This window comes from Lichenicola cladoniae, from assembly GCF_013201075.1.
In the GTDB taxonomy this organism is placed as follows: Bacteria; Pseudomonadota; Alphaproteobacteria; order Acetobacterales; family Acetobacteraceae; genus Lichenicola; species Lichenicola cladoniae.
This window is the reverse complement of sequence record NZ_CP053708.1, coordinates 3,200,157-3,226,359: the sequence shown is the minus strand read 5'-3', so window position 1 is coordinate 3,226,359 and position 26,203 is coordinate 3,200,157. Positions and strand designations below refer to the sequence as shown.

The following is a 26,203-nucleotide window of genomic DNA, read 5'->3' as shown; positions in this document are numbered from 1 at the left end:
GGACTTGGTGCTTGGCGCGCCGGGCGCCCGTGGGTATAAGCCGGCGGATTCCTCCACGGTGGCGCCCGCCGTCGCTCCAGGAAAGGCGCTCATGATCACCTTGCCCTCCGACTACCGACCGGCTGACGAAGACGAGTTCATGAACCCCCGTCAGGCGGAGTATTTCCGCCTCAAGTTGCTGAGATGGCGATCGGAACTGCTGAAGGAGGCCGACGGCACCCTGGCCAGCCTGTCGGAAGGCGGCATCCATGAAGCAGATATCACCGACCGGGCCAGTGTCGAGACCGATCGTGCCCTCGAGCTGCGGACACGGGACCGCGCACGCAAGCTGATCGCCAAGATCGGCCAGGCGCTGCTGCGGATCGAGAACGGAAGCTATGGTTTCTGTGAGGAAACCGGCGAGCCGATCGGCCTGAAGCGCCTCGAGGCGCGACCGATCGCGACCTTGTCGATCGAGGCGCAGGAGCGTCACGAGCGCATGGAGAAAGTTCACCGCGACGACTGACCGCTCTAGAACGGCAGCAACACGTCCATGAGCTGCTGTCCGTAGCGCGGGGTCTGCAGGTCGGTAAGCTGACCCCTGCCGCCGTACGAGATGCGTGCCTCGGCCATCCGGTCGTGGGTGATGGTGTTGTCGCCGGTGATGTCCTGCGGCCGAACGATCCCGCTGACCTGGAGCACCCTGAGCTCGCTGTTCACCCGCACCTCCTGTCGCGCGCTGACGACGAAATTTCCGTTCGGCAGCACCTGGGTGATCGTGCCCGCCAGTCGAAGGGTCACGCTCTCGTTGCGCTTGATCTGTCCGGTCGAGGTGTTGCTGTTGGTGCTGTTGGTCGCCAGCGAGTTCGCCCCGAGTGCCGACTGGACGAGCTGCTGCTTCAGGCCGAACAGGTTCGGAATGCCCATGTTCTCCGATCCGGTCCGGGTGGCGGTCGTGTTGTCCTGCATGTCCGCATTGTCGGTGATGTCCACCAGCACCGTCAGCAGGTCGCCGACCTGGGCCGCCCTTTGATCCTTGAAGAAGGCGCGGCTGCCCGGGCGCCACAGGCTGGCGAGATCGGCCGGAACCGGCTGCAGCGGCGGCATCGGCATGGTCAGCGGCCGGTAGCTCCGGGCCAGGGTGGGGTCGCTGATCGGGGTCATGGTCGGTGGGCGGCCAAGGTCCGAAAGGCGCGACAATGCACCGCATCCGGCCAGCAGGAGCGGCACCAGCAGCGCCGCCGGAACCAGGGTCGGGCGCATCAGTTCGATGCCTCCTGGAGGCCGCTGGTCCAGCCGCGGGCCGCGACGGGTCCAACAGTCGGCACACGTGGCAGCGACCTGGTTTGCCCATTCGCCCGGGCGATGAGCGGCGCGGTTCCGGCATCGATCTGGATGTCGGCACTGTCGATGATCCGGCCCACCAGGATGGCGTGCGACAGGCTGTTGACGACGTGAATGCTGTCGCCGGCGGCACCTGCTTCGAGGGCGGTCCCTGCCGCGGTCAGTGCCAGGCCGCCACTCTGCAGCCGCAGCACCACCGGCCGCCCGCGATCGATCAGCATCGCCTTGACCAGCATGTCGCGCATCAGCGGCACGTTGTCGCCGAGCGGCCGCCTCAGGGATAATCCGCCGGCCTCGGCGATCGAGGTGAGCGGCGTTCCGCGAAGGCTGGCGAGAGGAACCCGGATCGTCTGCGTATCGGCAGCCGATATCGGAGAGCCGGCGGGCAGGGGGCGGGACAGGGCGAGCACGCTGACACGCTGTTCGAGCCGGCCCACCACCCGGAGCCTCACAGGCTCCGCATCGGCGGCTGCAAATTGCAGGATGGCTGAAAAACGACCGCTCTGCGGATCGCGGTCCAGGGACTGGATTTCTGGCGGCGCGGTCATTTCGACCGGGAGCAGCGGGGTGGCGAACGCACCGAGCGAGATGTCGCTGGCAGCCGGAACGCCATCCGCCAGGAGCGCGGGCTTCAGGACTGCGAGGATCTCGTCGCGGGTTACTGTCCGCGCCTGCCGTTCGAGCACCGCCGCCGCATAGCCGGCACCTGCCTGCCAGTCGACGTCGAACTCCGAGGCTATGGCGGCAAGCTGGATGGGCGGCACGACGATCCGCTTGCCCGGGGCCGGCGACGGTCCGATCTCGCAATCCTGCCCGGGCGACAGGCCGGTAAACAGATCCGACAGCCTGATCGCGTTGCCATGCACCATGACATGGCTCCGGAGTCCGGCGGCACCGGCTTGATGCAGCGAACCGCCCAGGGAGACGACGAGACCTGCCAGCAGGAGGAACGCCGCCCCCCGGATCAGAGGCTTGCTCATTTGAGATTGGTCAGCGTCTGCATCATGTCGTCCGCTGCGGTGATCACCTTGCTGTTCATTTCGTAGGCGCGCTGGGCCGTGATGAGGTTGGTCATTTCGCTGACGACGTTGACGTTCGAGCTCTCGACGAAGCCCTGCATGACGCTGCCGAAACCGGCGGCCCCCGGGTTCCCGGTGGTCGGATTTCCCGACGCCGGCGTCTCCAGCAGCAGGTTGTCGCCCTGTGCATCAAGGCCGGCTTCGTTCGGAAAGGTAGCCAGTTGGATCTGTCCGACCGTCTGCGGCGCGGTCTGTCCGGACAGCATCACCTGCACCTGGCCGGATGCGTTGATCGTGATGCTCTGCGCGTTGGTCGGCACGGTGATCCCCGGGGCAATCGCATAGCCATCCGAGGTCACGACCGTCCCGTCCGCTGCGAGTGCCAGCGTGCCGTCCCTCGTATAGGCGGTGTCGCCGGACGGCAGCGTGACCTGAAGATAACCGATCCCCTGGATCGCGAGATCGAGGCTGTTGCTGGTCTGCTGGAGATTGCCCTGCTCGTTGATACGGTAGATCGCAGCGGTTTTCACGCCGAGGCCGACCTGGGCGCCGGACGGCACCACCGATCCGCTATCCGAACTGTTGGAGCCGACCCGCCTGAGGTCCTGATAGATCAGATCCTGGAATTCGGCGCGCCGGCGCTTGAATCCGGTCGTGGTCATGTTGGCGATGTTGTTCGAGATCACCTCGACATTGGTCTGTTGCGCCTGCATTCCGGTGCCGGCGATATCAAGTGAGCGCATGTCGCCCTCCCGTCATGCTGAATGAATGTTCGCGGCAGGCTAGCCCTGCTGTGGCACGATCTTGTCGATGGCGCTTTGCTGCCGCTGCCCTTCGCTTTCGATGAACTGCGACACGAACTGGAATTCCTTTTCGGTCTGCATCATCCTGGTGAGCTCGGTGATCGGCTGTACGTTGCTGGACTCGACCACGCCCTGGGTGACTTTCGGAAGCGCGACCGGCGTCGTTCCGGCCGCGGCGCGATAAAGCTTTCCGCCCTCCGGCATGAGCTGGTTGGTATCGTCCACCGTCACCACGCCAAGCTTCCCCACCGGCCCGTTCTCGGTGCTGATGGTGCCGTCGCCGGCGATGCGTATCTGCGTGTCCGAGGGCGACATCTGCAGCGGGTTGCCGCCGGTATCGAGGAGAAGATTGCCGGCTGCATCGGCAATCCGCCCGTCGGCCAGCATCCCGAAGCGTCCAGACCGGGTCAGCCGTGGACCAGCTGCGGTGGAAACCGTGAAGAAGCCAGGTCCGGTGAGCGCCATGTCCAGCGGATTGCCGGTCTGGCTGAGGCTTCCGTCCTGCTGGTCGAGATAGGTCGCACGGTCCTGGGTGTAGGACAGCGTCGACCCGCCCGTCGGTGCATCGACCCCGTGCTGTTTCGACAGGTAATCAGTGAACAGGATGCGCTGTGCCTTGTAGCCGTCGGTGTTGGCGTTCGCGATGTTGTTGGCGATGACGTCCATGGCCCGCTGCTGCGTATCGAGCCGGGACAGTGCGATGTAGGTGGTGTTTTCCATCTGAATGCCCCGTGCACGTCGTCATGATCGCGGCGAATGCTTAACGGCTGCTTAAGCACGCCGGCCGACTAAGGGGGGCCGACTGGCGTGGCTCCGGCCTCGTCGATGCGATTAAGCGTCCCTTAATTACTCGGGCTCATGCTCGGGGAGAGCCAGGATGGTTTGCAGCGGGAGCAACGACATGAGCGCGGAGGCAACGGTCGAGAGCAGTGGCGGCGGGAACCGCAAGCCGATCGTGATGATCGGAGCAGTGGTGGTTCTCCTGGCAGTCGCCGGAAGCGGACTCTGGTTCAGCGGAATCCTGGCCCATCTGGCCCACCACGAGGCCAAGCCCGGCAACGCCGCGGTCGCCGAAAAATCGATATTCGTCGATCTGCCGGACGTCGTCTCCAATCTCGACACCGGCGGCCGGCGTGCCAGCTTCATCAAGCTGCATGCCAAGCTCCAGGTGGCCCATGCTGCCGACGTCGCCGTGCTGCAGGCAGCCATCCCGCAGATACTCGATATTTTCCAGACCTACCTCCGGAGCATGCGGCCGGAAGAACTGCGCGGAGGCGAGGGCACCTATCGCCTGCGCGAGGCTTTGATGAACCGGATCGATATCGTCGTGGCGCCGGTTCAGCTCACCGACATGCTGTTCACCGAAGTGCTCGTGCAGTGAACGCGGTCATCGAGGATCCCAACGACGAGGATCTGGCCTCCGCATGGGCGTCGTCGATCGGCGATGTCGATGACGCGGCCGACCCGTTCGATACGGTCGCGCAGCCTGATGCCACCAGGATACTCAACCAGGCCGAGATCGACAGCCTGCTGGGGTTCGACAATGGCGGCTCGGAGGACGTCGATACCAACGGGATGCAGCGCATCATCAGCTCCGGCCTCGTCTCGTACGAGCGCCTGCCGATGCTGGAAATCGTGTTCGACCGGCTGGTCCGCATCATGTCGACCAGCCTGCGCAACTTCACCAACGACAATGTCGAGGTATCGATCGACAACGTGGTCTCGCTCCGGTTCGGCGACTACCTAGATTCTGTACCTCTCCCGGCCATGTTCGCGGTCTTCAAGGCCGAGGAATGGGAAAACTACGGACTGATGGTCATCGATTCCGCAATGATCTACTCGATCGTGGACGTGCTGCTCGGCGGCCGCAGGGGCACCGCCGCGATGCGGATCGAAGGCCGGCCCTACACGACAATCGAACGCTCTCTGGTCGAACGACTGATCAGGGTGGTGCTGGCGGACCTGTCGTCCAGCTTCGATCCGCTCTGCGCGATCACGTTCCGGTTCGAACGCCTCGAGGTCAATCCGCGCTTCGCGGCGATCTCGCGCCTGTCCAACGCCGCCGTGCTCGCCAGGATGCATGTGGATATGGAGGATCGCGGCGGCCGCATGGACCTGGTGCTGCCGTACGCAACTCTCGAGCCGGTACGCGAGCTGCTCCTGCAGCAATTCATGGGCGAGAAATTCGGCCGCGACGCGATCTGGGAAACCCATCTTGCCGAGGAGCTCTGGAACACCGAAGTCGACCTGGACGTGGTGCTGGACGAACAGCCGATGCGTCTCTCGGACATTATCGCGCTCAAGCCGGGGAGCCAGTTCATCCTTCGCCACGGTCGCGAGGCGCCGGTCAAGCTTCGATGCGGCAACGTGGTCCTGTTCGAAGGACGCGTCGGCCGGCGCAAGAACCGGGTCGCAGTCAGGATCGAACAGGTCGTGGGGCGGCTGCCCGGAGGACCGGACACGCCTGGTTTGCGGAGAGGCTGATGACCGGTAGCAGCCTGAGCGGCACGGACTGGCTGCTCGAAATCGGCCTCATGGTTCTTCTGCTGGCCACCATGTTTCATGCGTTCCGGCTGGAGCGCGCGCTCGGCATCCTGCGGCGTGACCGGGCTGCCCTGGAACGACTGGTGGTCGGCTTCAATGACAGCACCCGGCAGGCCGAAGACGGTATTGCGCGTCTGCATGCTGCAGCCGACGGGGCAGGGCGGCAGATCGCGCGTCATGTCGACCAGGCACGCAGCCTCAAGAGCGATCTCGAGTTTCTAAGCGAGCGCGGCGAGAAGATAGCGGACCGGCTTGCGGATGCGGTTCAGCAGGCAAAACCTTACGAGGGTCCGGGATCGGCGGCGGCTCCGGTCCACGATGCGGCGGCTCTGCGGTTGCTGGTCCCGGCGCCCTCGCTGAACCTCGGCAAGCGTGACCAGGCGAACGATCAGGATTCCCGGCCTCGCAGCCAGGCCGAAAAAGACCTTCTGCGCGCCCTCCGGCTGGCAAGGTAGCGAACATGCGCGCGTTCTCATGGCATAGCCGTGTCCTGCCGTTGACGATGGTAGCCATTGCGCTGCTCTTCGCGGACAAGGCGGTCAGCCTCGTTCGCGGAGCGACCGCCGACGGTGCAAACCAGCCGGCGGCAGTGGCGGGCAGCCCCTTCATCCCGGCGGCCCTCGCTGCCGTGGCGGGTCCGATTGCAGCAGGAAAGCCGGGACCCTCTCCGGTGCCGGCGACATCGGACGCACCGAAACTGCCATCGATGCCGGACGTGGCGCCGGTCACTCCGGCCGAGCTGCAACTGCTCCAGGATCTGCGCAAGCGGCGCGATGCACTCGACGAGCGCGAGCATCGGCTCGATCAGCGGAACGACCTCCTGCAGTCGGCAGAACTCAAGCTGCAGTCGAAACTGGACGAGTTGACCGCGCTGCAGCAACGGCTGGAGCAGCTCGACGATGAGCGCCGCAAGCGCGGAAGCGCGAACTGGTCCGGCCTCGTCAAGATGTATGAGGACATGAAGCCGCGCGATGCGGCCACGATCTTCAACGTGCTCGACGTCTCGGTGCTGCTGGAGGTCCTCGACCGGATGGACGAGCGGAAGGCAGCCTTCATCCTGGCCGGCATGCTTCCGGAACGAGCGCGACTCGCGACCCAGATGCTCGCCCAGAAAAGAACCCGCCAGGACGTCGTCGCACCCGCGAGCGCGCCTGACCCACCCGGCTAGAAAGGCAGAAAAGCAGCATGTCGATCAATCATTCAGTGAACGTCCTTATCGTCGACGACTACAAGACGATGCTGAGGATCATCCGCAATCTGCTCAAGCAGATAGAGTTCGACAATGTGGACGAGGCGACCGATGGAACCGACGCGCTGGCGAAACTCCGTGCCGGCAACTACGGGCTCGTCATCAGCGACTGGAACATGGTGCCGATGACCGGCCTCGAGTTGCTGCAGGAGGTTCGCCGGGACCCCAAGCTGAAGACCCTGCCGTTCATCATGATCACCGCCGAGAGCAAGGCGGAAAACGTGGTCTCCGCCAAGCAGGCAGGCGTCTCGAATTACATCGTGAAGCCGTTTAACGCAGAGACCCTGAAGGGCAAGATCGAGAAGGTTCTGGGAAATGCTTGAGGTCTCGGATCTGCCGAAGCGTCTTCTCGATCTGGGCCGTCACTATCCCGATGCAAAATCGGACATCGTCGCCGAGGTGGTGGTTTCCATTCTGTCCAGCATGAGTGGCGATCTGAGCTCGCGGGAAGCGGCGCTGCTGCATGAAATCGGCAGTCTCGGGCAGGCGGTCGCCACGACCAGGCTCGAGATCGCCGCCCTGGGCGTAGACGATATCACCGTCAGCTATATCCCGTGTGCCAACGACGAACTCGATGCGATCGTCGCGCACACCGCGTCCGCCACCGAATCCATCCTCGAGGTCTGCGAAACCCTCGATGCGCTCGGCAGCGCGATGGACGGGGTTGCCGCCCGGCAGCTGCAGGATGCCACGATGAAGATCTACGAGGCCTGCAGCTTCCAGGACATCACCGGCCAGCGCATCACCAAGGTGGTCCACACGCTCAAGACCATCGAGACGACGATCGCGCGGATCGTGCAGACGTTCGCCCCGGTAACTGGCGCCCTGGAGCCGGTCGTGCGCGCTCCGGATGTTTCGCTGCTGAATGGGCCGCAATTGCCTGCCACCGCGATGGACCAGTCGGATATCGACGCGTTGCTGGCAAGCTTCGACTGATGTGCCTGCCGCGTCGCCTGGTTGCGCTGGCGACCTTGTTCTGGGCGATCGGCATGCTGCCGGCGTCGGCGACGCCCATTCCGAAAGTGTCGTTCCGGATTGGTGACCACTCATCGTTCGCCCGGCTCGTCGTTCTGCTGCCGGCCGGAATTTCCTGCACTTCGACCCGCGATGGTGACACCGAAACGCTTCGCTTCGGCCAGGCGTTCATGCTTGTCGGTCGGGCCCGGTCCAATGGGGGCGGCATCCTGTCGGTGGTCGCCGGCACCGATGGGCTGATCGTCAGGCTGCGCCCGTCCGTCACGGTCCACACGATGCGGATCGGACAACGCTTGGTGGTCGATGTTTTCCCACAGGTGGATGCGGCGTCCGAGGCATCCGCTCCCGCGGACAATGTCGCCGCGGCGGCCATGGTCGTGGCAGGCAGCGTTGCGCCACTTCTGCCCGGGCTGCCATCGCCGCTGATCGCCGTCGTCGAGCAACCTCTCGTTCGGACCCCGATTGTAAGGCCGGCGGTGCGGGCCTCGGCGCCGATCGCGGCGCTTATACCGGTCCCGCTCACGGGTCATGCGGGGCCCGGGCCGGATGCGCCGATACCAGGGGGTGCTGGTCCGGTGTCGATAGCCGCTTCCATCGTGCCTGCGGACAAGGGCGGCCCGGGTGGCCTCATGCTGCCATTCGACGGCCATGTCGGTGCGGCTGCCTACCGTCGGGGTGACGTGTTGTTCGTGGTTCTCGACAGCACCAAGCCGGTCGATCTCGGGGCGATGGCGGGCGATCCTGCCTTCGGCCGGGCGTTCTACACGGTGCTGCCATCGGGCGCGGTCCTGACGATGAAGCTGGATGCCGGAATGCAGCCCGGCCTGCGACGCACGCCGGATGGATGGGTCGTGACCATGCAGGGTGCCGTGCCGGGCGGCGCGGCAATCGTCCCAAGGGTCGATGATGGTGCGGTACAGCTCCCCGTGCTGGAGCCGGGCCATGTCGTTACGGTGCCCGACCCGGCGGTCGGCGTGGATCTGCTGGTCGGAACCACATGGCATGATGGTCAGAACCTGGCGCTGTCCCGGCACGGCGTCGGCTACGTGCTGGCATCGACGCTCCTGGGCGTCGCCGTGGAGCGCCTGTCCGACCAGCTCGAACTGAATGCGACATCCCAGGGCTTCGTGCTGGGTGCTCCGCACGGGCTCGAGCCGCTTGGGCAAGGACTTGCACGTGCCGTCGGCGGTTTCTCGCGAAGCGTGGATCTTCCCGATGTCGACACCGCCGAGTTGCAGAGGCGCTACAAGACCGCCTTGGCATCCGCGGCGTCGTTGCCGGCTGCGGACCGGCGTGCGCGTCGCCTCGATGCGGCGGAAGCGGCGCTGGCGCTGGATCGCGGTTGTGAGGCGGCAATCATCGCCGCGGTCGCGGATCAGGATGCACCCAGCGGGTCGGACCAGGCCCGATCGCACTTTCTCCAGGCCGCCGCCGCTGTCCTGACCGAGGATCCGGGTGCCGGGGCGCGTCTTGCGGATCCCCGTATCGGCAATACCGACGAGGTGGTGCTGTGGCGGGCGCTGGCTCTGGCGCATGCGCACCCGGACAGTGCCGACGCCGCCCACGCCATCGCGGCCCGTCTGGCGCTGCTACAGGCCTATCCGCAGCCTCTCCGTCGGCACCTTCTCGGCATGGCCGCCCTCGCTCTGGCTTCCGCGGGAAACGATCGCGAGGCCGGCCTCGTCGACGGGCTCGCCGGGAACGGTCAGGTGGGGCTTGCCAGGGCACTGCTTTCCAGGCGGCTCGGTCACGATGCAGCGGCGCTCGCCGCGTTCGACCGGCTTGTCGGGAACGATGATCCGGTCGTTGCCGAGCGCGCCGCCGAGCAGGCCATCGGGTTGCGGCTCGACACCCACCTGCTCGATCCCGGGCATGCCGCCGATCGGCTCGAAGCGCGTGTCCTGGATGCGCGCCTGGCAGGCAACGAGCTTGCGGTGAGGCTCAGGGTCGCGGATCTGCGCGCACTGCAACAGGACTGGCCGGCGGCCCTGAAGGAGTTGCGCCTGACCGCACGTGATTTTCCCGAAGCGGCCGGGGACGTGGCGTCGCGCGCCGCGGCGATCATGACCAGGGCGGCGCAACCCAGCTCCAAGCCGCCGGCCGGCGCTGCCACCGCATCCGGCGCCGGGCCGGTCGCCCAGCTCACGATGCTCGAAACCAGTCTCGACCTGCTGCCCCCCGGTGAAGACAATGCGGCCCTGTCGCTCTCGATCGCGGCCCGGCTGTCCGATCTGGATCTCCCCGGCCGTGCGGCGGCGCTGCTTCGCAAGACGATGGCCACGACGCCCCGGGGGACAGGCCTGGCAAAGCTCGGGCTCGAGCTCGCCCGTCTCGATCTCGACCAGGATCATGGCGCCGATGCCGCGACCGCCCTCGACGACAGCGCCGTCGCCGACCTTCCTTCCGATCTTGTCGCCGCGCGCTCGTTCGCACGTGCCCGCGCCGCCGCCACGGCCGGTGACGTGGACATGGCCCTGGCTCAACTCGCGCCGCTGCATGGCGCGGATGTTGAAGACCTGCGGGCTCGCGAGCAGGCATCCAGGCAGGACTGGCGTGGCGAGCAAGCCTCCATCGCGGCGCTTGCGGCACTGCGCCTGCCTGCGTCCGGTCCGCTGGGCCCTGTAGGGGAGGAGCTCGTCCTTCGCCTGGCAAGTGCCGCGCTACGTGCCGGAGACCGGGCCGGGGTGGATCGCCTGGGCACGGTCTGGTCGCAGCGCTTCACCGATCCCGGCAGGCTTCGCTTGCTCAGGCTCTTTACCTCCCGGGAGGTCGCGACCGTCGCCGATCTGCCTCGGTCCGCACTCGAATTGACCTCGGCGCGGACGGTCTTTTCGATGCCCGATCCGCAGCCTTCGAAGGGCGGCAGTTGATGACGCCATCGAGGTTTTTGAGCCATTTCCAGCAAAATCACTTGCGTTGTAACGCAGCAGGACCTATCTCCCGCGACCTTGGCCCAAGGGGGCGATACCCGCCCAACAGGCCGTCTACTGGTTTTGGGGTACGTGATGAACGCACTTGCTCAACTGGGGATGGTCTCGGACTCTCCGAGAAATATCCAGATGTCACCCGTTTCCTCCTCAGTCCTGGAGGATATCAAGGATTACTTCGTCGAGAAGGACGGCATGAAGTTTGCCGGCACTCATCTTCTCGTCGATCTGTGGGATGCTACGAACCTTGCCGATCCGGATCTGATCGATCGCACGCTGTGCGAAGCAGCTCTCGCTGCCGGGGCCACCATTCTACACAGTCATTTTCATCACTTCACGCCGAATGGCGGAGTGTCGGGCGTGGTCGTGCTGGCAGAGAGCCATATCTCGATCCACACGTGGCCGGAACGCGATTTCGCGGCGGTCGATATCTTCATGTGCGGCGCCTGCGATCCGCACCTGGCGATCCCGGTGATGCAGCGCACGTTCCAGGCCGCTCGGGTCGAGCTGGACGAGCAACGGCGCGGTCGCGTCGGCTGAACTGCCGGTGCTGAACGGTTCGGAAGGAAGGCCGGGTAGTCCCCGGCTTTTTTTTCGCGCTCACCAGGCCCAGACGCTTTGCATTTTCCTCGAGGGCTTCCTGACCAAACGGAAGCGGTGAACAACCATGTCCGATGAACACTGGATCAACGAGACGCTGTATTCCGGGTGGGGCCAGCGCTTCCGCGTCAAGCGCGAGCTGGCGCGCGTGCAAAGCGAGTTCCAGGACATCGTGGTGTTCGAGAGCGAAACGCATGGCGGCGTGCTGGTGCTCGATGGCGCCATCCAGATCACCGAGCGCGACGAGTTCGTCTACCAGGAGATGCTGGCGCACGTCCCCCTGCTCAGGCATGGCCTGGCCAAAAGCGTGCTCATCATCGGCGCTGGCGATGGCGGCGTGTTGCGGCGCGTGCTGCAGCACCGGACCATCGAGCGCGCGGTGATGGTCGAGATCGACGGCGAGGTGATCCGGCTGTCGAAGGAATTCCTGCCGGCGATCGGCGGCGATGCGTGGTCCGATCCGCGCGCGGACGTGATCGTTGGTGATGGGATCGAGTATGTTCGAAACGCGGCCAGCGGCACCTTCGACGTCATCATCGTCGACAGCACCGATCCGGTCGGTGTCGGCGAAGCACTGTTCACCGATGAGTTTTACCAGAACTGCGCACGCATCCTCACCGAGGATGGCCTGATCGTGAACCAGTGCGGCGTGCCGTTCATGCAGGCCGACGAGTTGCACGAGACCAGCCTGCGACGCGCCAAGTTCTTTGCCCACGTCTCGGCGTACGTTGCGGCGGTGCCGACCTATGTCGGCGGCTTCATGACGCTCGGTCTGGCCGGCAAGGGCCGGTCGCTCGCCACGCGGCCGACGCTGCAGGAGATCACCGAGGCCGCCGAACGGGCCGGCATCCTCGGCACCACCCGCTACTGGACGCCGGCGATCCAGAACGGCGCCTTCGACCTGCCGCCCTACATCGCCGAGCATCTGCCGGCGATCTGAGCGCGACGACGGACCGATCGTCGGGTTGGACCCCGGCGATCCGATCGTACCGGAGCAGTCTTGTTCGAGGGCGTGGTGCCGGCACGCAGGTCGCACCCGGCAGCTCGGCAGGGCGGCTAGCGCGAGGGCGTCCAGCCGGCGACGGTGGCCCGTGCCATCGCCAGGACGCACACCTTCGCCTGTGCGCCCCGCCGTGTGCGTGACCGCCGTTCAAGAACGTTCCGCGGCAACCGCAGCGCTGTTGCCAGGCAGCTGCCCTCCTGGAGCCACGACGGTGACCGCCCGGTCCGTCTCAGTCTACGCCGGTGCGACGGCCGCCGACCGCCATGCCGGACGAAGACCCGATCGGCCGGCCCGTCGGCAAAACCGGTTGTGCCGCACCAGAGAAGTGCCGGTTGCCGGGGTCGCGCCCTTTGAAGCGGGCCTGTAGAACCTTAAATGACTGGTTGACCAGCCCGAACAGGATGAAGCCGCTCATGCCTCGCGTCGCCCGCTCTCTTCCGACCGCGCGTGATGCGGCTCGATCGACCGCCCTGTCCACGGCTTCCGGCCTCGCGACCGGCAGCTCCGAGCTTCCGCACTGGGACCTGTCGGATCTTTATCCTGGCCAGGAGAGCGAGGAGCTGCGGCGTGACCTGGACGAGGCGGAGGCCGCCGCACAGGCGTTCGCCGGGCACTATGCCGGGAAGTTGGCCGGGCTGGACGGCGCCGCCCTGGCCGGCGCCATCGCCGAGTACGAGCGGATCGACGAACTGCTCGGCCGGCCCGCCTCCTATGCCGGCCTCACCTTTGCCGGCAACTCGGACGATCCGGCGATCGGCCGGTTCTACCAGTCGATCAACGAGCGGGTGACGGCGATCGCCACGCACCTGATCTTCTTCACCCTCGAGCTCAACCAGCTCGACGACGATGCCCTGGCGCGCCTGCTCCAGGATGCGGACCTGGTACGCTGGCAGCCGTTCCTGCGCGACTTGCGCGTGTTCCGGCCGCACCAGCTGTCGGAGGAAGTCGAGCGCGTCCTGCACGAGAAATCGGTGACCGGTGCGGGTGCCTGGAGCCGGCTGTTCGACGAAACCATGGCATCGCTCCGGGTCGAGCTGGATGGCCAGTCGTTGACCGTCGGCGACGCGCTGAACAAGCTGTCCGATCGTGACCGTCCGACCCGCGAGCGAGCCGCGAAGGCAATCGGCGAGACCTTCGGCCGCAATGTCCGGCTGTTCTCGCTGATCACCAACACGCTCGCCAAGGACAAGGAGATCGGCGACGGACTGCGCAAGTATCCGCGCCCCGGCAGCGCTCGTAATCGCGGCAATATGGTCGAGGACGAGGTGGTCGATGCGCTGGTCGTGGCGGTCACCTCCGATTACGGCCGCCTGTCGCACCGCTACTACGCAATGAAGGCACGCTGGCTGGGGCTGGAGAAGCTGGAGCACTGGGACCGCAACGCGCCGTTGCCGGCCGACGACGATCGGGCGGTTTCCTGGGACGATGCCCGCACCCATGTGCTCGGCGCCTATAGGGGCTTCGCACCGGAGCTCGGAGAGATCGGACAGCGCTTTTTCGACCATCCCTGGATCGATGCGCCACCACGTCCGGGCAAGTCGAGCGGTGCCTTCGCCCATCCGACCGTGCCGGCGGCGCACCCGTACATTCTTATGAACTATCACGGTCGCACCCGTGACGTGATGACGCTGGCACACGAGCTCGGACATGGCATCCACCAGGTGCTGGCGGCCGACCAGGGCTACCTGATGTCGTCGACCCCGCTGACTCTGGCGGAAACCGCCAGCGTGTTCGGCGAGATGCTGACCTTCCGCGCGCTGCTCGATGCCGAGACCGATCCGAAGCGCCGCCGCCGCATGCTGGCCGGCAAGGTCGAGGACATGCTGAACACGGTGGTGCGCCAGGTCGCGTTCTACCGGTTCGAGATTCTGCTGCATGACGAGCGCCGCACGGGTGAATTGCTACCCGAACGGATCGGCGAGCTGTGGCGCCAGGTTCAGACCGAAAGCCTGGGGCCGGCCTTCAACTTCACGCCCGATTACGACGTGTTCTGGGCCTACGTGCCGCACTTCGTGCACTCGCCGTTCTATGTCTATGCCTACGCGTTCGGGGATTGCCTGGTGAATGCGCTGTATGGCGTGTTCGCCGACGGTCATCCGGGCTTCCAGCAGAAATATGTCGAGATGCTGCGTGCCGGCGGCACCAGGCGACACAAGGAGTTGCTGGCACCGTTCGGTCTGAATGCCAGCGACCCGGCGTTCTGGCGTAAGGGCCTGGACGTGATTTCAGGCTTTATCGATGAGCTGGAGCAGGATTGAGCCGTGGCAAATGAGCGCGATCTGGACCGTGGCAGCACCGTCTTCGGCGAGATCCGCCGAATGGCCCGTACATCCGGTGCAGTCGGTGGCATAGCTGCGCGGCTCGCCGGGGCACGCCTCGGCATACGGTCCGACAAGGCCGCGCATGCGGAGGATCTGCGCGCAGTGCTGGGTGGGCTGAAGGGCCCGCTTATGAAGGTGGCGCAATTGCTGTCCACGATTCCCGATGCACTGCCGGCGGAATATGCCTCGGAGCTGGCGCACCTGCAGGCCAACGCGCCCGCGATGGGCTGGTCGTTCGTGCGCCGGCGCATGTCGGCCGAGCTCGGGCCGGACTGGGAGAAGCGGTACGCGTCGTTCGAGCATGAGGCGGCGGCGGCTGCGAGCCTCGGCCAGGTGCATCGGGCGACGATGCATGACGGCCGGCAGGTTGCCGCCAAGCTTCAATATCCCGACATGATGTCGACGGTCGAAGCCGACCTGCGCCAGCTGCGTCTGGCGATGGCGCTGTATGCTCGCATGGACAACGCGATCCAGCATGAGGAAGTCTACAAGGAGCTGGCCGAACGTCTACGCGAGGAACTGGACTACACCCGCGAGGCGTCGCACCTGCGGCTGTATCGGAACATGCTGGCCGACAACCCCGAGGTCAGTATTCCGGAGCCGGTCGACGAACTGTCCAGCGCCCGGTTGCTGACGATGAGCTGGCTCGATGGCGTGTCGCTGCAATCCTATGTCGACAGCAAGCCGTCGCTGGAGGACCGGAACGAGACCGCGCGTGCGCTGTTCGGTGCCTGGTATCTGCCGCTGTATCGCTATGGGGTGATCCATGGCGACCCGCATCTGGGCAATTTCCAGGTCAGGCCGGATCGTGGTCTCAACCTGCTGGATTTCGGCGCGATCCGGATCTTCCGGCCGCAGTTCGTGCAGGGCGTGATCGACCTGCAGCAGGCGATCGAGCGCAACGACGACGACCAGGCCTACCATGCCTACCAGAGTTGGGGTTTCACCGGCCTGACGCGGGAGACGATGGAGGTGCTGAACGAGTGGGCACGCTTCATCTACGAACCGCTGCTGCAGGACCGCGTCCGGCCGATCCAGGAAAGCGACGATCCCGCCTATGGCCGCAGCATTGCCGAACGCGTGCATGCTGGGCTGAAGCGTACCGGCGGCGTGAAGCCGCCGCGCGAGTTCGTGTTGATCGACCGGTCGGCGGTCGGGCTCGGCAGCGTGTTCCTACGGCTGAAGGCCAATCTGAACTGGCACCGGCTCTATCAGGAGACGGTCGCCGGCTTTGATGCGCAGTTGCTTGCCGAACGCCAGGCAGCGGCGTTGCTAGCGGCAAGGGTCCCGGCACCGCTCGAAGGCACCGCCTGACCGCTCCGGCTACGGGCGCACCGGAACGGTGTCGCCCGTAGTAGAACAAGAGCCTATCGCTTGGCGCTGGTCGCGACGTCCAGCCAGACGGCCAGCAGCAGGATGATGCCCTTGACGATCATCTGCCAGTAGGTGTCGACGCCCATCATCGACATGCCGTTATCGAGCGTGGCGATGATCAATGCGCCGATCAGCGCTCCGAACACCGTGCCGACGCCACCCCGCATCGAGGTGCCGCCGATGATGCAGGCGGCGATGGCATCGAGCTCCTGCGACGTTCCGGCAGAAGGCGATCCGGCTGCGAGCCGTGCGGTGGTGGCGATGCCGGCCAGTGCCGCCATGGCGCCCATCAGGGCGAACACCGACAGCTTAACGAGCTGGACGTTCACCCCCGAGAGGCGCGTCGCCTCCAGATTGCCGCCGACTGCGTAGATGCGACGTCCGAACACGGTGCGCTGCGCCATGACGGTGAAGAGGCCGAGCAGCACCAGCACGATCAGCACCGGCAGCGGCACGCCGCGGTAGTTGTCCAGGATTGCCAGGAAGCCGACGATGACGACCGCGGCGACAGCGAGCTTCGCGAGGTCGATCCAGAGTGCCGGCACTGTCAGGCCGTACTCGGCGCGTTTCGCGCGCGAGCGGAGGGCGGTGTAGGCGAGTGTCGCAAAGATCAGCACGCCGAGCGCGTAGCCGGCGATGTCCGGAAGGTAGCTCTGCGAGACGGACACCAGAGCGGTCGATACCGGCGCGATGGTGACGCCGCCGGTGATGCCCAGGAGCACCCCACGGAACGCCAGGAAGCCGGCTAGGGTGACGATGAACGACGGGATGCGCATGTAGGCGACCCAGAAGCCGTTGAACGCACCGACCAGGGCCCCCGCCACCATGACCAGCGGGATGTTGATGGCAAGCGGAAGATGGAACGTGACGTCCAGGATGGCGGCCACGCCACCCATCAGGCCGAGCAGCGAACCGACCGACAGGTCGATCTCGCCAGAGATGATTACGAACACCATGCCCGAAGCGAGCATGCCGGTGATCGCCATCTGCCGGAGCAGGTTGGACAGGTTGCGGGTGGTCAGGAAGTCTCCGCCGGTAAGCTGGGCGAACAGTGCCCAGATGATCGCGATCGCGATCACCAGCGCCAGGATCTTGTAGCGCGCGAAGGCGCCTTTGAGATGCTCCAGCTTGAGCGTGCGCTGTCGTGCCGACTGTGCGACGACCACGGCATCGGGGTTGGGGGCGAGGGACGTGGTTTCGATCATTTGGTTTCGCTCCGGATCATGCGGCGCGCAGCAGGGGAGTGATCGCCGCGGTCAGGATCCGCTCCTGGGTCAAGGTGTCGTCGTTGATGAAGTCGCCGCGTAGTTCGCCTTCGCCGATCACCAGCACGCGGTCGCTGATGCCCATGACCTCCGGAAGCTCGGACGAGACCATGATGATCGACATGCCCTCCCGCACCAGCGAGAACATCAGCTTGTAGATCTCGTACTTGGCGCCGACATCGACACCGCGGGTGGGTTCGTCCAGGATCAGCACGCGCGGCTTGGGCTCGAGCATCTTCGAGATCACCGCCTTCTGCTGGTTGCCGCCCGACAGGTTCGAGATCGGCAGCAGCGGGCTTGCGGTCTTGATGCGTAGCTTCTTGATGGCGTCGCCGATATTGGAAAATTCGTGCGCCTCGTTGATCAGGCCGCCCTGTGCGAAATCATCCAGCACCGACAGGGTGATGTTGTAACCGACCCCGAGGCCGGGCACGATGCCGTGGGCCTTGCGATCCTCCGGCACCATGCAAAGCCCGTGCTTCACGGCCTCGCGCGGCGTACGCACGTTGATCGGTTTTCCGTCCAGCCGGACCTCTCCGGAGTGCGGACCGCGATAGGCGCCGAACAATGCGCTGACCAGTTCCGTACGGCCTGCGCCGACCAGTCCGGCAATGCCCAGGATCTCGCCATGGCGCAGGGTGAAGGATACGTTATCGACACGCTTGCGGGCGCTGTTTTCAGGATCGATGCAGGTGATGCCGATTGCCTCGAACACCACGTCACCGATCGGATGTTCCTCGCGCGGGAACAGATTGTTCATCTCTCGGCCGACCATCATGCGAATGATGTCACTGGTGGTCAGCTCGGCAATCGGTGCATCGCCAACGAACTTGCCGTCGCGGATTACCGTGACGGTATCGGCGATCTCGACGATTTCCTCGAGCTTGTGCGAGATGTAGACGCAGGCGGTCCCGCGCGCTTTCAGGTCCTTGACCAGGCGCAGCAGGATCGCAGTCTCGTTCTTGGTGAGCGACGAGGTCGGCTCGTCCAGGATCAGCAGCTTGGCGTTCTTGCTGAGCGCCTTGGCAATCTCGATCAGCTGCTGCTCGCCACCGGCATAATTCGAAACCGGCATGGCTACGTTGATGTAGCCCATACGCAGGCTCGCCAGGAGTTTCGCGGCGTCAACGAACATGCGGTCGAAATCGATCATGCCGCCCAGTACGCGCGGCTCGCGGCCGAGGAATATGTTTTCGGCGACCGAAAGCTGCGGTATCAGCATCAGTTCCTGGTGGATGATGACGATGCCGGCCGCCTCGCTTTCCTTGATCGAGGCGGTCTGCAGTTCACGACCTTCCCAGGTAATCACGCCGCCCCAGGTTCCGTACGGATAGACGGCGGACAGAACCTTCATCATGGTGGATTTGCCGGCACCGTTCTCGCCGCACAAGCCGACACACTCGCCAGCCCGCACCCGCAGATCGATGCCGTCCAGCGCCATGACGCCTGAGAAGCTCTTGGTGATGCCGCGCATCTCGAGCAGATACTCGGACATGGACCCTGGTCTCCTGCAGCATGATGAATTTACTAAGACGAAACGGCCGGACCGCCGTCAAGGTGGTCCGGCCGGCAGATTAGTTTAGGCTTGAACTACTTCGCGTCGATCTGCGCCTGGGTAAAGTACCCATCGGTAACAAGGCGGCTGATGTTCGACTTGGTCAGCGCGATCGGGGTCAGCAGGATCGTGTTGACCTCTTTCATGCCGTTGTTCATCTTGCTGGTGTAGGCAGGCGTCTTGCCCCTCGCGAGATCCACCGCCATCTGCGCGGCGGTGCTGGCGATCAGCTTCAGCGGCTTGTAGACCGTCATGGTCTGCGTGCCTTTCTCGATCCGCTGCGCGGCGGCGAGATCGGCGTCCTGACCGGAGACGGCGGTCTTGCCGGCAAGGCCCTGGGCGGCCAGCGCCTGGATGGCGCCGCCGGCGAGTGCGTCGTTCGAAGCGACGATACCGTCGATCTTGTTGTTGTTGGCCGTCAAGGCGTTCTCGGTGATGGAGAGGGCCTCGGTGGCGCTCCATTCCTTGACCCATTGCGAGCCGACGATCTTGATCTTGCCGCTATCGACCAGCGGCTTCAGCACTTCCATCTGGCCTTCGCGCAGCAGCTTGGCGTTGTTGTCGGTCGGTGCGCCGCCGAGCAGGTAGTAGTTGCCGGTCGGTGCCGCATTGACCACGCCCTGGGCCTGCATGTGGCCGACGCGCACGTTGTCGAACGAGATGTAGGCGTCGATGTCGGAGTCCAGGATCAGGCGGTCATAGGAGATGACCTTGATGCCGGCCTGCTTGGCTTCGGAAATCGCATTGGCGAGCACCTTGCCGTTGAACGGCACGATGACGATGACGTCCATGCCGCGCGAAATCAGGTTCTCGACCTGAGCGGTCTGCCGGGATTCATTGGCGTCGGCGGACTGCACGTTGACCGTGGCGCCGAGCTTTTTCGCGGCGGCGACGAAATAGTCGCGATCGTGGCCCCAGCGCTCGAGGCGCAGATCGTCGATCGAGAAGCCGATCTTGGGATGAGCCGGGCTGGCATGGGCCAGCGTCGGTGCCACGACGGCAAGGCAGAGTGCCGTTGCAGCGCCGGCGAGCAGCCTGCGCGTCAGGCTGGTAGGCGAAGTCGAAACCACACGATGCGACACAGAAATTCCTCCATGGATCCCACCTTGCCCCGTTCCCGGAGACAGGCCGGTTTTTTGGTCGGTCACAAGGGCATCCGCGACACGCGGCACCCAAAGCCGACATTGGGTGCAACAAAAGCAAAATGCGTTACGTAAAGCAAGAGCAGCTGCCAGCGCGGGCGAATGGTGCGGGAATTGCTGCGGTGCAAAATAATGATGCTTTTAGTTTCAGCCGCGCGGTCGCCGAACAAAGTCAAGACTGCTGTCACCTCTTGCCGGGATCGGGCCGCTCGAATACCCTGATTGGCGTGCCTCAAAAACACGGTTTACGGCTCATTCACCGTGGGCAGCCTGAGGAGTGGAGATGAGCAGGATCACGGTGTTCGAAGTCGCGGCGGAAGCGGGCGTGAGTCTGGCGACGGTCGATCGCGTTCTGAACGGCCGCCAGGGCGTACGGCCGGTCACGATCGAGCGAGTACAGGCAGCGGTCGACAAGCTCGGATTCCGACGCGATGCCTTCGCCGCCGGACTGGCGACCCGTCGGCTGGAGCGCTACCTGTTCGTGCTCCCGGCGCCCGGCACCAACAGTTTCATGAACGGCCTGCATGACACCGTGCTTGCCGCGAGTGCCGAGTTCGCGGACCAGCGTGTTTCGGTCCGTGTTGCCGACTATGTGTCGTTCGACGAGGCGTCGTTGTGCAGGGCGCTGGCGTCGCTCGACAACGATGCGTGGGACGGTGTGGCCGTCGTGGCACTCGACTCTCCGCCGGTGCGGCACGAGATCGACAGGCTGGTCTCCAAGGGCATCAAGGTGGTGACGCTGGTGTCGGACGTTTCACCGTCGCGACGTGGCTATTTCCTGGGTATCGACAACAAGGCTGCAGGGCGGGTCGCGGGATCGCTGGTCGGCCGGATGGCACGCCCCGCGCGCGACGGATCGGGACCCGGGAAGATATGCGTCGTCGTCGGTCAGATGACGCTGCATGACCATGCCGAGCGCCGTCTCGGCTTCGAGCAGGTGCTGAGCCGCGAGTTCCCCGACCTGAAGCTGCTGCCGGTGATCGAGGGCCAGGACGACAGCCGGGCGACCGAGCGGCTGCTGCGGACGGTACTGGCGCGGCACCCGGACGTCGTCGGGCTCTACAGCGCCGGCGCCGGCAACCGGGGCATCATCGCGGCCTTGCGCGACGTCGAGCCGGAGATCGCGCCGGTTGTGGTTGCGCACGAACTGACGGCGCATGCGCGCGACGCCCTGCTGTCCGGCACGTTCACCGCGGTCCTGCATCAGGACCAGGAACAGGAAGTAGCGAACTCCATCATGGCGTTGCGGGCGATGCTGCGCGCCGACGAACGGTTCGTTCCCAAGCCGGTCCGGGCGCAGATCTTTCTGCGCGACAACGTCCCCTGACCAAATCGACAACCCCTGAATCAAACCGAGGATCATCATGACTGCGACATTGTTTTCCGAGATGGAAACCGTCCGTTTCGAAGGGCCCGATTCGGAAAACCCGCATGCCTATCGCTGGTATGATGCCGAGCGCGTCGTTCTCGGCAAGCCGCTCAAGGATCATCTGCGTTTTGCCGTCGCCTACTGGCACAGCTTTGCGATGAACGGCTCCGATCCGTTCGGCGGCCCGACCATTCGCCGGCCATGGATGGATCGTCCTGATGCGATGCAGGCGGCGCACGACAAGGCCGATGCGGCATTCGACCTGTTCCGTGTTCTCGATGTGCCGTTTTTCAGCTTCCATGATCGCGATATCGCACCGGAAGGCGGCAGCCTGAACGAGTCGCTCGGTAATTTCCACACGATCGTGGATTATCTCGGGCAGAAGATGCAGACGTCGAAAACCCGCCTGCTCTGGGGAACGGCGAACCTGTTCAGCCATCCGCGCTTCATGTCCGGCGCCGCCACCAACCCCGACCCCGATGTGTTCGCCTACAGCGCCGCGACGGTGAAGCATTGCCTCGATGCCACCAAGGCGCTCGGCGGCGACAACTACGTGTTGTGGGGCGGTCGCGAAGGCTACGAGACGCTGCTGAACACCGATCTCGGGCAGGAGCTCGACCAGCTCGGGCGCTTCCTGTCGCTCGTGGTCGACTACAAGCACAAGATCGGCTTCACCGGCCAGATCCTGATCGAGCCGAAGCCCAAGGAGCCGACCGCGCATCAATACGATTTCGATACGGCAACGGTCTACGGTTTCCTGAAGCGCTACGGTCTCGAGAAGGAGGTCAAGCTCAACCTCGAAGGCAACCACGCGCTGCTCGCCGGTCACAGCTTCGAGCATGAGATCGCACTCGCCGGCGCACTGGGTATTCTCGGCTCGCTGGACATCAACCGCGGCGACCCGCTGCTGGGCTGGGACACCGACCAGTTCCCGATCAACCTGCACGAAACCACGATGGCGCTGTACTACGTCATCCAGGCCGGCGGCCTCGGCAAGGGCGGCTGCAATTTCGACGCGAAGATCCGTCGCCAGTCGATCGACCCTGACGATCTGGTGCTGGCGCATGTCGGCGGCATCGACCATTGCGCGCGGGCGTTCCTGACGGCAGCCCGGATCGTCGAGGATGGACGTTTTGCCGGACAGCGCGACACGCGTTATGCCGGCTGGCAGACCGCGGATGCGAAACAGATGCTCGACGGCTCGATGTCGCTCGAGCAGATCTCGGCGCAGGCGGAAGCACGCAACATCGATCCGCAGCCGCGTTCGGGCAAGCAGGAGAAGCTGGAGAACATGCTCGCCCGCTTCTTCTGACGCGGCTTTAGTCCAACCTGCCGGCAAGCCGGGCTCGGGTCTTCTCGAGCTCGGCGATCCAGCTGTCTCGTCGCCGGCGGAAACGATCGGCCGGGCCGATCACCGTCAGGGCGTAGCGGCTGCCCTTCTGCCGGAACGCCGCCGAGACGGCAGACACGCCCGTCGTCGTCCCTTCCTCGTCGAATGCCAGGGTTCCGGGCGGGTCGGCAAGCATGCTCTGGGCACTCGATGTCGTGAGGGCCAACCGGGTTCCCAGCGTGAGGACGATGCGCAGTTCCTGACTACCGGGGGCGGCATCGATGATGGTCGGGTGGCCATCCTGAAGCGCTGTAAGCGCAATCGTCTCCCCGGTCGCCTCGCGGAGTCGCTGCATCTCCTCACGCAGCAGGATCAGCGGCTCGGTGACGAGGGCCGCGGCGAGAAAAGCGATCGCCGGCCCGAGGCGCGTGCCGCCGCCGGGTCCGGCCGGCTCCACCAGATCGTCGGCCTGGAGTGCGTCCACGATGCGCTGGACGGTCGAGCGCGGCAGGACGACCGCCGCGGCGATCGCTCCGAGACTGAGTCCGGCCGGGTTGCCGGCAAGCAGGCGCAGGATCGAGGCGGCCCGCCTGATGACCTGCACGCCCTCGCGGTTCTCGGCCGTCATCGTTACCACCACTCCGCCGTGTACTGGATTGCGGGACTGTGTATCGATTGCTAGTGGGGTGCGCCAGCCGGGGAGGGAGCAGTCTTGGACAAGAAGATCATCGTCGCCCTGGCCGGCGTCATCGTGGCCGCCCTGTCAACCGAGCTGAACGATGCCGTGTCCAACATCCTGCTGGGCGACATCAGCGGCGCCATCGGCATGGGGCATGATTCGAGCACCTGGTTCGAGAGCCTCTATATCTCCGCGCAGATTTTCGGCATGGCGGTGTCGCCCTGGTTCTCGGTGACACTGACGTTGCGCCGCTGGCTGCTGTTCGTGATCACGCTGACGTGTGTCTCAACCTTGCTGATCCCGGCGACGTCGAACCTGACGCTGCTGTTCGGCCTGCGTATCGTGCAGGGGTTGTGCGGGGGCCTGACCATCCCGCTGCTGATGTCCACCGCGCTGCGTGCATTGCCACCGCCGATCCGGCTCTACGGCCTTGCCGCATACGCGCTGACGGCGACGTTCTTCCCCAATCTCGCCACCGCCTTCGCGGCGGTCTGGATGCAGGGCGGCGACGGCAGCCTCGGCTGGCAGTTCGCCTTCTACCAGGCGGTGCCACTCGGGGCCCTGGCCGGGCTCCTGGTCTGGTACGGGATGCCGCAGGACCCGCCGCATTACGAGCGGTTCGCGAAGTTCGACTGGCGCGGCGCGTTGCTTGTCCTGGTCGGACTGGGATCGTTCAGCACGATGCTGGAGCAGGGCGACCGCTACGACTGGTTCAACTCGAACACGATTTGCGTGCTGGCGCTGATCAGCGTGGTCTCGATTCCCCTGCTGCTGGTCAACGAGTGGTTTCACGAACTGCCGCTGTTCAAGCTGCAGATGCTGGCACGGCGTAATCTCGCCTACGGCATGTTCACCTTGTTCATGTTCCTGATCATCAGCCTCTCCGCGTCGACGCTTCCTGGCCGGTATCTTCAGGAGGTCCAGGGCTATCGTCCGCTGCAATCCTACCTCCTGACCTCCGAGATCGCCGCGTCGCAGCTCGTGCTGCTGCCGCTGATGGCCCTGGTGCTGAACGTCAAATGGGTGGATGCGCGGGTCGTCAGCTTCATCGGGCTGTCCTGCATTCTCGCCGCCTGCATCGGCAGTTCGTTCCTGAACAGCGAATGGCAGCGCGACCAGTTCTATCTCTGGCAGGGCTTCCAGTCGTTGGGCGAGGCCATGGTGGTGATGCCCCTGCTGATGATGGCGACCAACAGCGTGGTGCCGCAGGAAGGGCCATTCGCCTCGAGCCTGGTCAACACGCCGCGCGCGATCAGCGCCGCGGTCGGCGTCTGGCTGCTGGAACTGATCCAGCGCTGGCGGGGCGCGTTGCATTCCGATCGCCTGGCCGACCAGGCCGGGCAGGATCGCACCCGTCTGTTGCAGGGAAACGGCAACGGGCACGATATACCGCCGCCGCTGCTACCGAATGGACGGCCCCGATCCGTGGACAGTCTCGAGCAGTTTCGCCAGGCCATCGAGCATCAGGCGACCGTGCTGACCCTGAGCGACGGCTTCCTGCTGCTGGCCGCGATCACCGTCTTCATGATGGTGGTGCTGTTTATCCTGCCGGTCCGCACCTATCCGCCCCGCATCGTGTTCGCAAAGAAGTAGGAGCCGGTCCGCATGGCCGAGAACGACAAGAAGGATGACGGGGACGCGAAGCCGGAGAAACCGACGCCGCGCTGGCCCTGGTTTGTCGCCGGGATCGTCGTGCTCGGCTTCATCGGAATCGTGCTGGCGATCATCTTCGTGCCGAACAGCAAGGTCTGGACCAACGACGCCTACGTGATGGTGCATTACGCCTCCATCGCACCGCGTATCTCGGGACAGGTCAGCGCGGTCTCGGTCGATGACAACGACATGGTGCCGGCCGGCCAGGCGCTGGTGACGCTCGACGATCGCGACCAACAGATCGCGGTGGTGTCCGCCGAGGCGGCTTTGGAACGTGATCGCGCACAGTTGCGCGATGCACTTGCCAACGTGCAGCGGCAGCCTTCGCTGATCCAGCAGCGGGACTTCAACGTCACCGGGATCCAGGCGCGGCTGGCGCTCGCGCAGGCGGACCGGACCCGCTACCGGAACCTCGCCAGCTCCGGCGCCGGCACGCAGCAGAACAGCCAGCAGGCCGAGTCGACGCTGGCTCAGCAGCAGGCGGAGCTCGCGGGCGCGAAGGCGTCCGCCGAGGCCGAGCGTCATCAGCTCGACGTTCTGAAGGCGAACGGCGAGGCTGCCCAGGCGACCATCCACTCGGACGAGGCACAGCTCGAGCAGGCGAAACTGACGCTGTCCTATACGCGGATCCCGGCGCCGCTGGCCGGCATGGTGAGCCAGCGCAGCGCTCAGGTCGGTGACTATGTCGGACCGGGAACCACCCTGATGACGCTGGTGCCGCTCGACCGCGTCTACATCATCGCCAACTACCGCGAGCTGGCCTTGAAGCACGTGCTGCCGGGCCAGCACGTACGCATCCATGTCGATGCCTACGACATCATCCTCGATGGCGTCGTGCAGGGCCTGCCGCCGGCATCCGGGGCGGTCTATTCCGCGATACCGCCGAACAACGCGACCGGCAATTTCACCAAGATCGTGCAGCGGCTGCCGGTGAAGATCCTGGTTTCGCCAAACCAGCCGCAGGCCCACCTGTTGCGGGCAGGCCTCTCGGTCGAGACCACCATCGAGACCGGGTTCGCGGATGTCGCCGGAGTGCAGGCGCATACCGACGCACGCGTGACTGCGCGCTGAG

The 26,203-nt window shown here is 65.2% G+C and carries 26 protein-coding genes; 16 read left to right on the top strand and 10 right to left on the bottom strand.

Annotation, left to right across the window (positions count from 1 at the left end; genetic code table 11):
• Nucleotides 1-91 precede the first annotated feature (91 nt).
• The gene (dksA, locus tag HN018_RS14660; protein WP_171833354.1) at nucleotides 92-505 is read left to right on the top strand and encodes an RNA polymerase-binding protein DksA; all 414 of its coding nucleotides are present in this window, start codon (nucleotides 92-94) and stop codon (nucleotides 503-505) included.
• Nucleotides 506-510: 5 nt separating this feature from the next.
• On the opposite strand, the gene flgH is transcribed toward dksA, so the two are convergent.
• Genes flgH through flgF form a run of 4 tightly spaced genes read right to left on the bottom strand, consistent with a single transcriptional unit; the run spans nucleotide 511 to nucleotide 3,865 of the window.
• A complete protein-coding gene (flgH, locus tag HN018_RS14655; protein WP_171833355.1) occupies nucleotides 511-1,242 on the bottom strand; it encodes a flagellar basal body L-ring protein FlgH in 732 nt (243 codons plus the stop codon).
• A complete protein-coding gene (flgA, locus tag HN018_RS14650) occupies nucleotides 1,242-2,303 on the bottom strand; it encodes a flagellar basal body P-ring formation chaperone FlgA (protein ID WP_171833356.1) in 1,062 nt (353 codons plus the stop codon). The genes flgH and flgA overlap by 1 nt, the downstream gene beginning before the upstream one ends.
• On the bottom strand, nucleotides 2,300-3,085 hold the full coding sequence (gene flgG / locus HN018_RS14645) for a flagellar basal-body rod protein FlgG (protein ID WP_171833357.1): 786 nt from the start codon (nucleotides 3,083-3,085) through the stop codon (nucleotides 2,300-2,302). The genes flgA and flgG overlap by 4 nt, the downstream gene beginning before the upstream one ends.
• 39 nt (nucleotides 3,086-3,124) lie before the next feature.
• Complete coding sequence (gene flgF, locus HN018_RS14640) at nucleotides 3,125-3,865, bottom strand: flagellar basal-body rod protein FlgF (RefSeq protein ID WP_171833358.1); 741 nt, start codon at nucleotides 3,863-3,865, stop codon at nucleotides 3,125-3,127.
• Nucleotides 3,866-4,046: 181 nt separating this feature from the next.
• On the opposite strand from flgF, the gene HN018_RS14635 reads away from it, so the two are divergent.
• The 9 genes from HN018_RS14635 to speE all read left to right on the top strand — a co-directional run bounded on the left by HN018_RS14635 (nucleotide 4,047) and on the right by speE (nucleotide 12,380).
• Nucleotides 4,047-4,526: a flagellar basal body-associated FliL family protein gene (locus tag HN018_RS14635; RefSeq protein ID WP_171833359.1), complete on the top strand. Its 480-nt coding sequence runs from the start codon at nucleotides 4,047-4,049 to the stop codon at nucleotides 4,524-4,526.
• On the top strand, nucleotides 4,523-5,629 hold the full coding sequence (gene fliM / locus HN018_RS14630; RefSeq protein WP_171833360.1) for a flagellar motor switch protein FliM: 1,107 nt from the start codon (nucleotides 4,523-4,525) through the stop codon (nucleotides 5,627-5,629). Before HN018_RS14635 ends, fliM begins: the two co-directional genes overlap by 4 nt.
• The gene (locus tag HN018_RS14625) at nucleotides 5,629-6,144 is read left to right on the top strand and encodes a DUF6468 domain-containing protein (RefSeq protein ID WP_171833361.1); all 516 of its coding nucleotides are present in this window, start codon (nucleotides 5,629-5,631) and stop codon (nucleotides 6,142-6,144) included. Before fliM ends, HN018_RS14625 begins: the two co-directional genes overlap by 1 nt.
• A gap of 5 nt (nucleotides 6,145-6,149) precedes the next feature.
• Nucleotides 6,150-6,857 carry a MotE family protein gene (locus tag HN018_RS14620; protein WP_171833362.1) on the top strand — a complete coding sequence of 236 codons (708 nt, stop codon included), beginning with the start codon at nucleotides 6,150-6,152 and terminating at the stop codon, nucleotides 6,855-6,857.
• A 17-nt stretch (nucleotides 6,858-6,874) separates the two neighbouring features.
• A complete protein-coding gene (locus HN018_RS14615) occupies nucleotides 6,875-7,261 on the top strand; it encodes a chemotaxis response regulator CheY (RefSeq protein WP_171833363.1) in 387 nt (128 codons plus the stop codon).
• Nucleotides 7,254-7,874 carry a protein phosphatase CheZ gene (locus tag HN018_RS14610; protein WP_171833364.1) on the top strand — a complete coding sequence of 207 codons (621 nt, stop codon included), beginning with the start codon at nucleotides 7,254-7,256 and terminating at the stop codon, nucleotides 7,872-7,874. Before HN018_RS14615 ends, HN018_RS14610 begins: the two co-directional genes overlap by 8 nt.
• Nucleotides 7,874-10,783: a hypothetical protein gene (locus HN018_RS14605; RefSeq protein WP_171833365.1), complete on the top strand. Its 2,910-nt coding sequence runs from the start codon at nucleotides 7,874-7,876 to the stop codon at nucleotides 10,781-10,783. The genes HN018_RS14610 and HN018_RS14605 overlap by 1 nt, the downstream gene beginning before the upstream one ends.
• Nucleotides 10,784-10,918: 135 nt before the next feature.
• On the top strand, nucleotides 10,919-11,380 hold the full coding sequence (gene speD / locus HN018_RS14600; RefSeq protein WP_171833564.1) for an adenosylmethionine decarboxylase: 462 nt from the start codon (nucleotides 10,919-10,921) through the stop codon (nucleotides 11,378-11,380).
• Between the two features lie 127 nt (nucleotides 11,381-11,507).
• The gene (speE, locus tag HN018_RS14595; RefSeq protein WP_171833366.1) at nucleotides 11,508-12,380 is read left to right on the top strand and encodes a polyamine aminopropyltransferase; all 873 of its coding nucleotides are present in this window, start codon (nucleotides 11,508-11,510) and stop codon (nucleotides 12,378-12,380) included.
• A 292-nt stretch (nucleotides 12,381-12,672) separates the two neighbouring features.
• Here the strand turns inward: speE and HN018_RS14590 are convergent, their stop codons facing one another.
• A complete protein-coding gene (locus HN018_RS14590) occupies nucleotides 12,673-12,858 on the bottom strand; it encodes a hypothetical protein (RefSeq protein ID WP_171833367.1) in 186 nt (61 codons plus the stop codon).
• Between HN018_RS14590 and HN018_RS14585 the strand changes: the two genes are divergently transcribed.
• Both HN018_RS14585 and HN018_RS14580 read left to right on the top strand, forming a co-directional pair.
• Nucleotides 12,857-14,701: a M3 family oligoendopeptidase gene (locus HN018_RS14585; protein ID WP_204259537.1), complete on the top strand. Its 1,845-nt coding sequence runs from the start codon at nucleotides 12,857-12,859 to the stop codon at nucleotides 14,699-14,701. The two genes, HN018_RS14590 and HN018_RS14585, sit on opposite strands and share 2 nt — an antisense overlap.
• Nucleotides 14,702-14,704: 3 nt before the next feature.
• On the top strand, nucleotides 14,705-16,078 hold the full coding sequence (locus HN018_RS14580; protein WP_239478687.1) for an ABC1 kinase family protein: 1,374 nt from the start codon (nucleotides 14,705-14,707) through the stop codon (nucleotides 16,076-16,078).
• A gap of 53 nt (nucleotides 16,079-16,131) precedes the next feature.
• On the opposite strand, the gene HN018_RS14575 is transcribed toward HN018_RS14580, so the two are convergent.
• The 4 genes from HN018_RS14575 to HN018_RS14560 all read right to left on the bottom strand — a co-directional run bounded on the left by HN018_RS14575 (nucleotide 16,132) and on the right by HN018_RS14560 (nucleotide 20,276).
• Nucleotides 16,132-17,343 carry a sugar ABC transporter permease gene (locus tag HN018_RS14575; RefSeq protein WP_171833369.1) on the bottom strand — a complete coding sequence of 404 codons (1,212 nt, stop codon included), beginning with the start codon at nucleotides 17,341-17,343 and terminating at the stop codon, nucleotides 16,132-16,134.
• 16 nt (nucleotides 17,344-17,359) lie between these two features.
• Nucleotides 17,360-18,898 carry a xylose ABC transporter ATP-binding protein gene (locus tag HN018_RS14570; RefSeq protein ID WP_171833370.1) on the bottom strand — a complete coding sequence of 513 codons (1,539 nt, stop codon included), beginning with the start codon at nucleotides 18,896-18,898 and terminating at the stop codon, nucleotides 17,360-17,362.
• 95 nt (nucleotides 18,899-18,993) lie between these two features.
• Nucleotides 18,994-20,040 (bottom strand): D-xylose ABC transporter substrate-binding protein, encoded by a 1,047-nt coding sequence (gene xylF / locus HN018_RS14565; protein WP_239478685.1) that lies wholly within the window; start codon nucleotides 20,038-20,040, stop codon nucleotides 18,994-18,996.
• Between the two features lie 62 nt (nucleotides 20,041-20,102).
• Nucleotides 20,103-20,276: a hypothetical protein gene (locus tag HN018_RS14560; protein ID WP_171833371.1), complete on the bottom strand. Its 174-nt coding sequence runs from the start codon at nucleotides 20,274-20,276 to the stop codon at nucleotides 20,103-20,105.
• A gap of 107 nt (nucleotides 20,277-20,383) precedes the next feature.
• Between HN018_RS14560 and HN018_RS14555 the strand changes: the two genes are divergently transcribed.
• On the top strand, nucleotides 20,384-21,427 hold the full coding sequence (locus HN018_RS14555) for a LacI family DNA-binding transcriptional regulator (RefSeq protein ID WP_171833372.1): 1,044 nt from the start codon (nucleotides 20,384-20,386) through the stop codon (nucleotides 21,425-21,427).
• A gap of 37 nt (nucleotides 21,428-21,464) precedes the next feature.
• On the top strand, nucleotides 21,465-22,781 hold the full coding sequence (gene xylA, locus HN018_RS14550; RefSeq protein WP_171833373.1) for a xylose isomerase: 1,317 nt from the start codon (nucleotides 21,465-21,467) through the stop codon (nucleotides 22,779-22,781).
• Between the two features lie 7 nt (nucleotides 22,782-22,788).
• Here the strand turns inward: xylA and HN018_RS29120 are convergent, their stop codons facing one another.
• Nucleotides 22,789-23,427, bottom strand: coding sequence for an IclR family transcriptional regulator (locus HN018_RS29120; RefSeq protein WP_171833374.1), 639 nt, complete (start codon nucleotides 23,425-23,427; stop codon nucleotides 22,789-22,791).
• A gap of 84 nt (nucleotides 23,428-23,511) precedes the next feature.
• Here HN018_RS29120 and HN018_RS14540 point away from each other — a divergent pair, with 84 nt between their 5' ends.
• Nucleotides 23,512-25,071, top strand: coding sequence for an MFS transporter (locus HN018_RS14540; protein WP_171833375.1), 1,560 nt, complete (start codon nucleotides 23,512-23,514; stop codon nucleotides 25,069-25,071).
• 12 nt (nucleotides 25,072-25,083) lie between these two features.
• Entirely contained in the window at nucleotides 25,084-26,202 is a 1,119-nt protein-coding gene (locus tag HN018_RS14535; RefSeq protein WP_171833376.1) for an HlyD family secretion protein, read from the top strand.
• The last annotated feature ends 1 nt before the right edge of the window (nucleotide 26,203 follow it).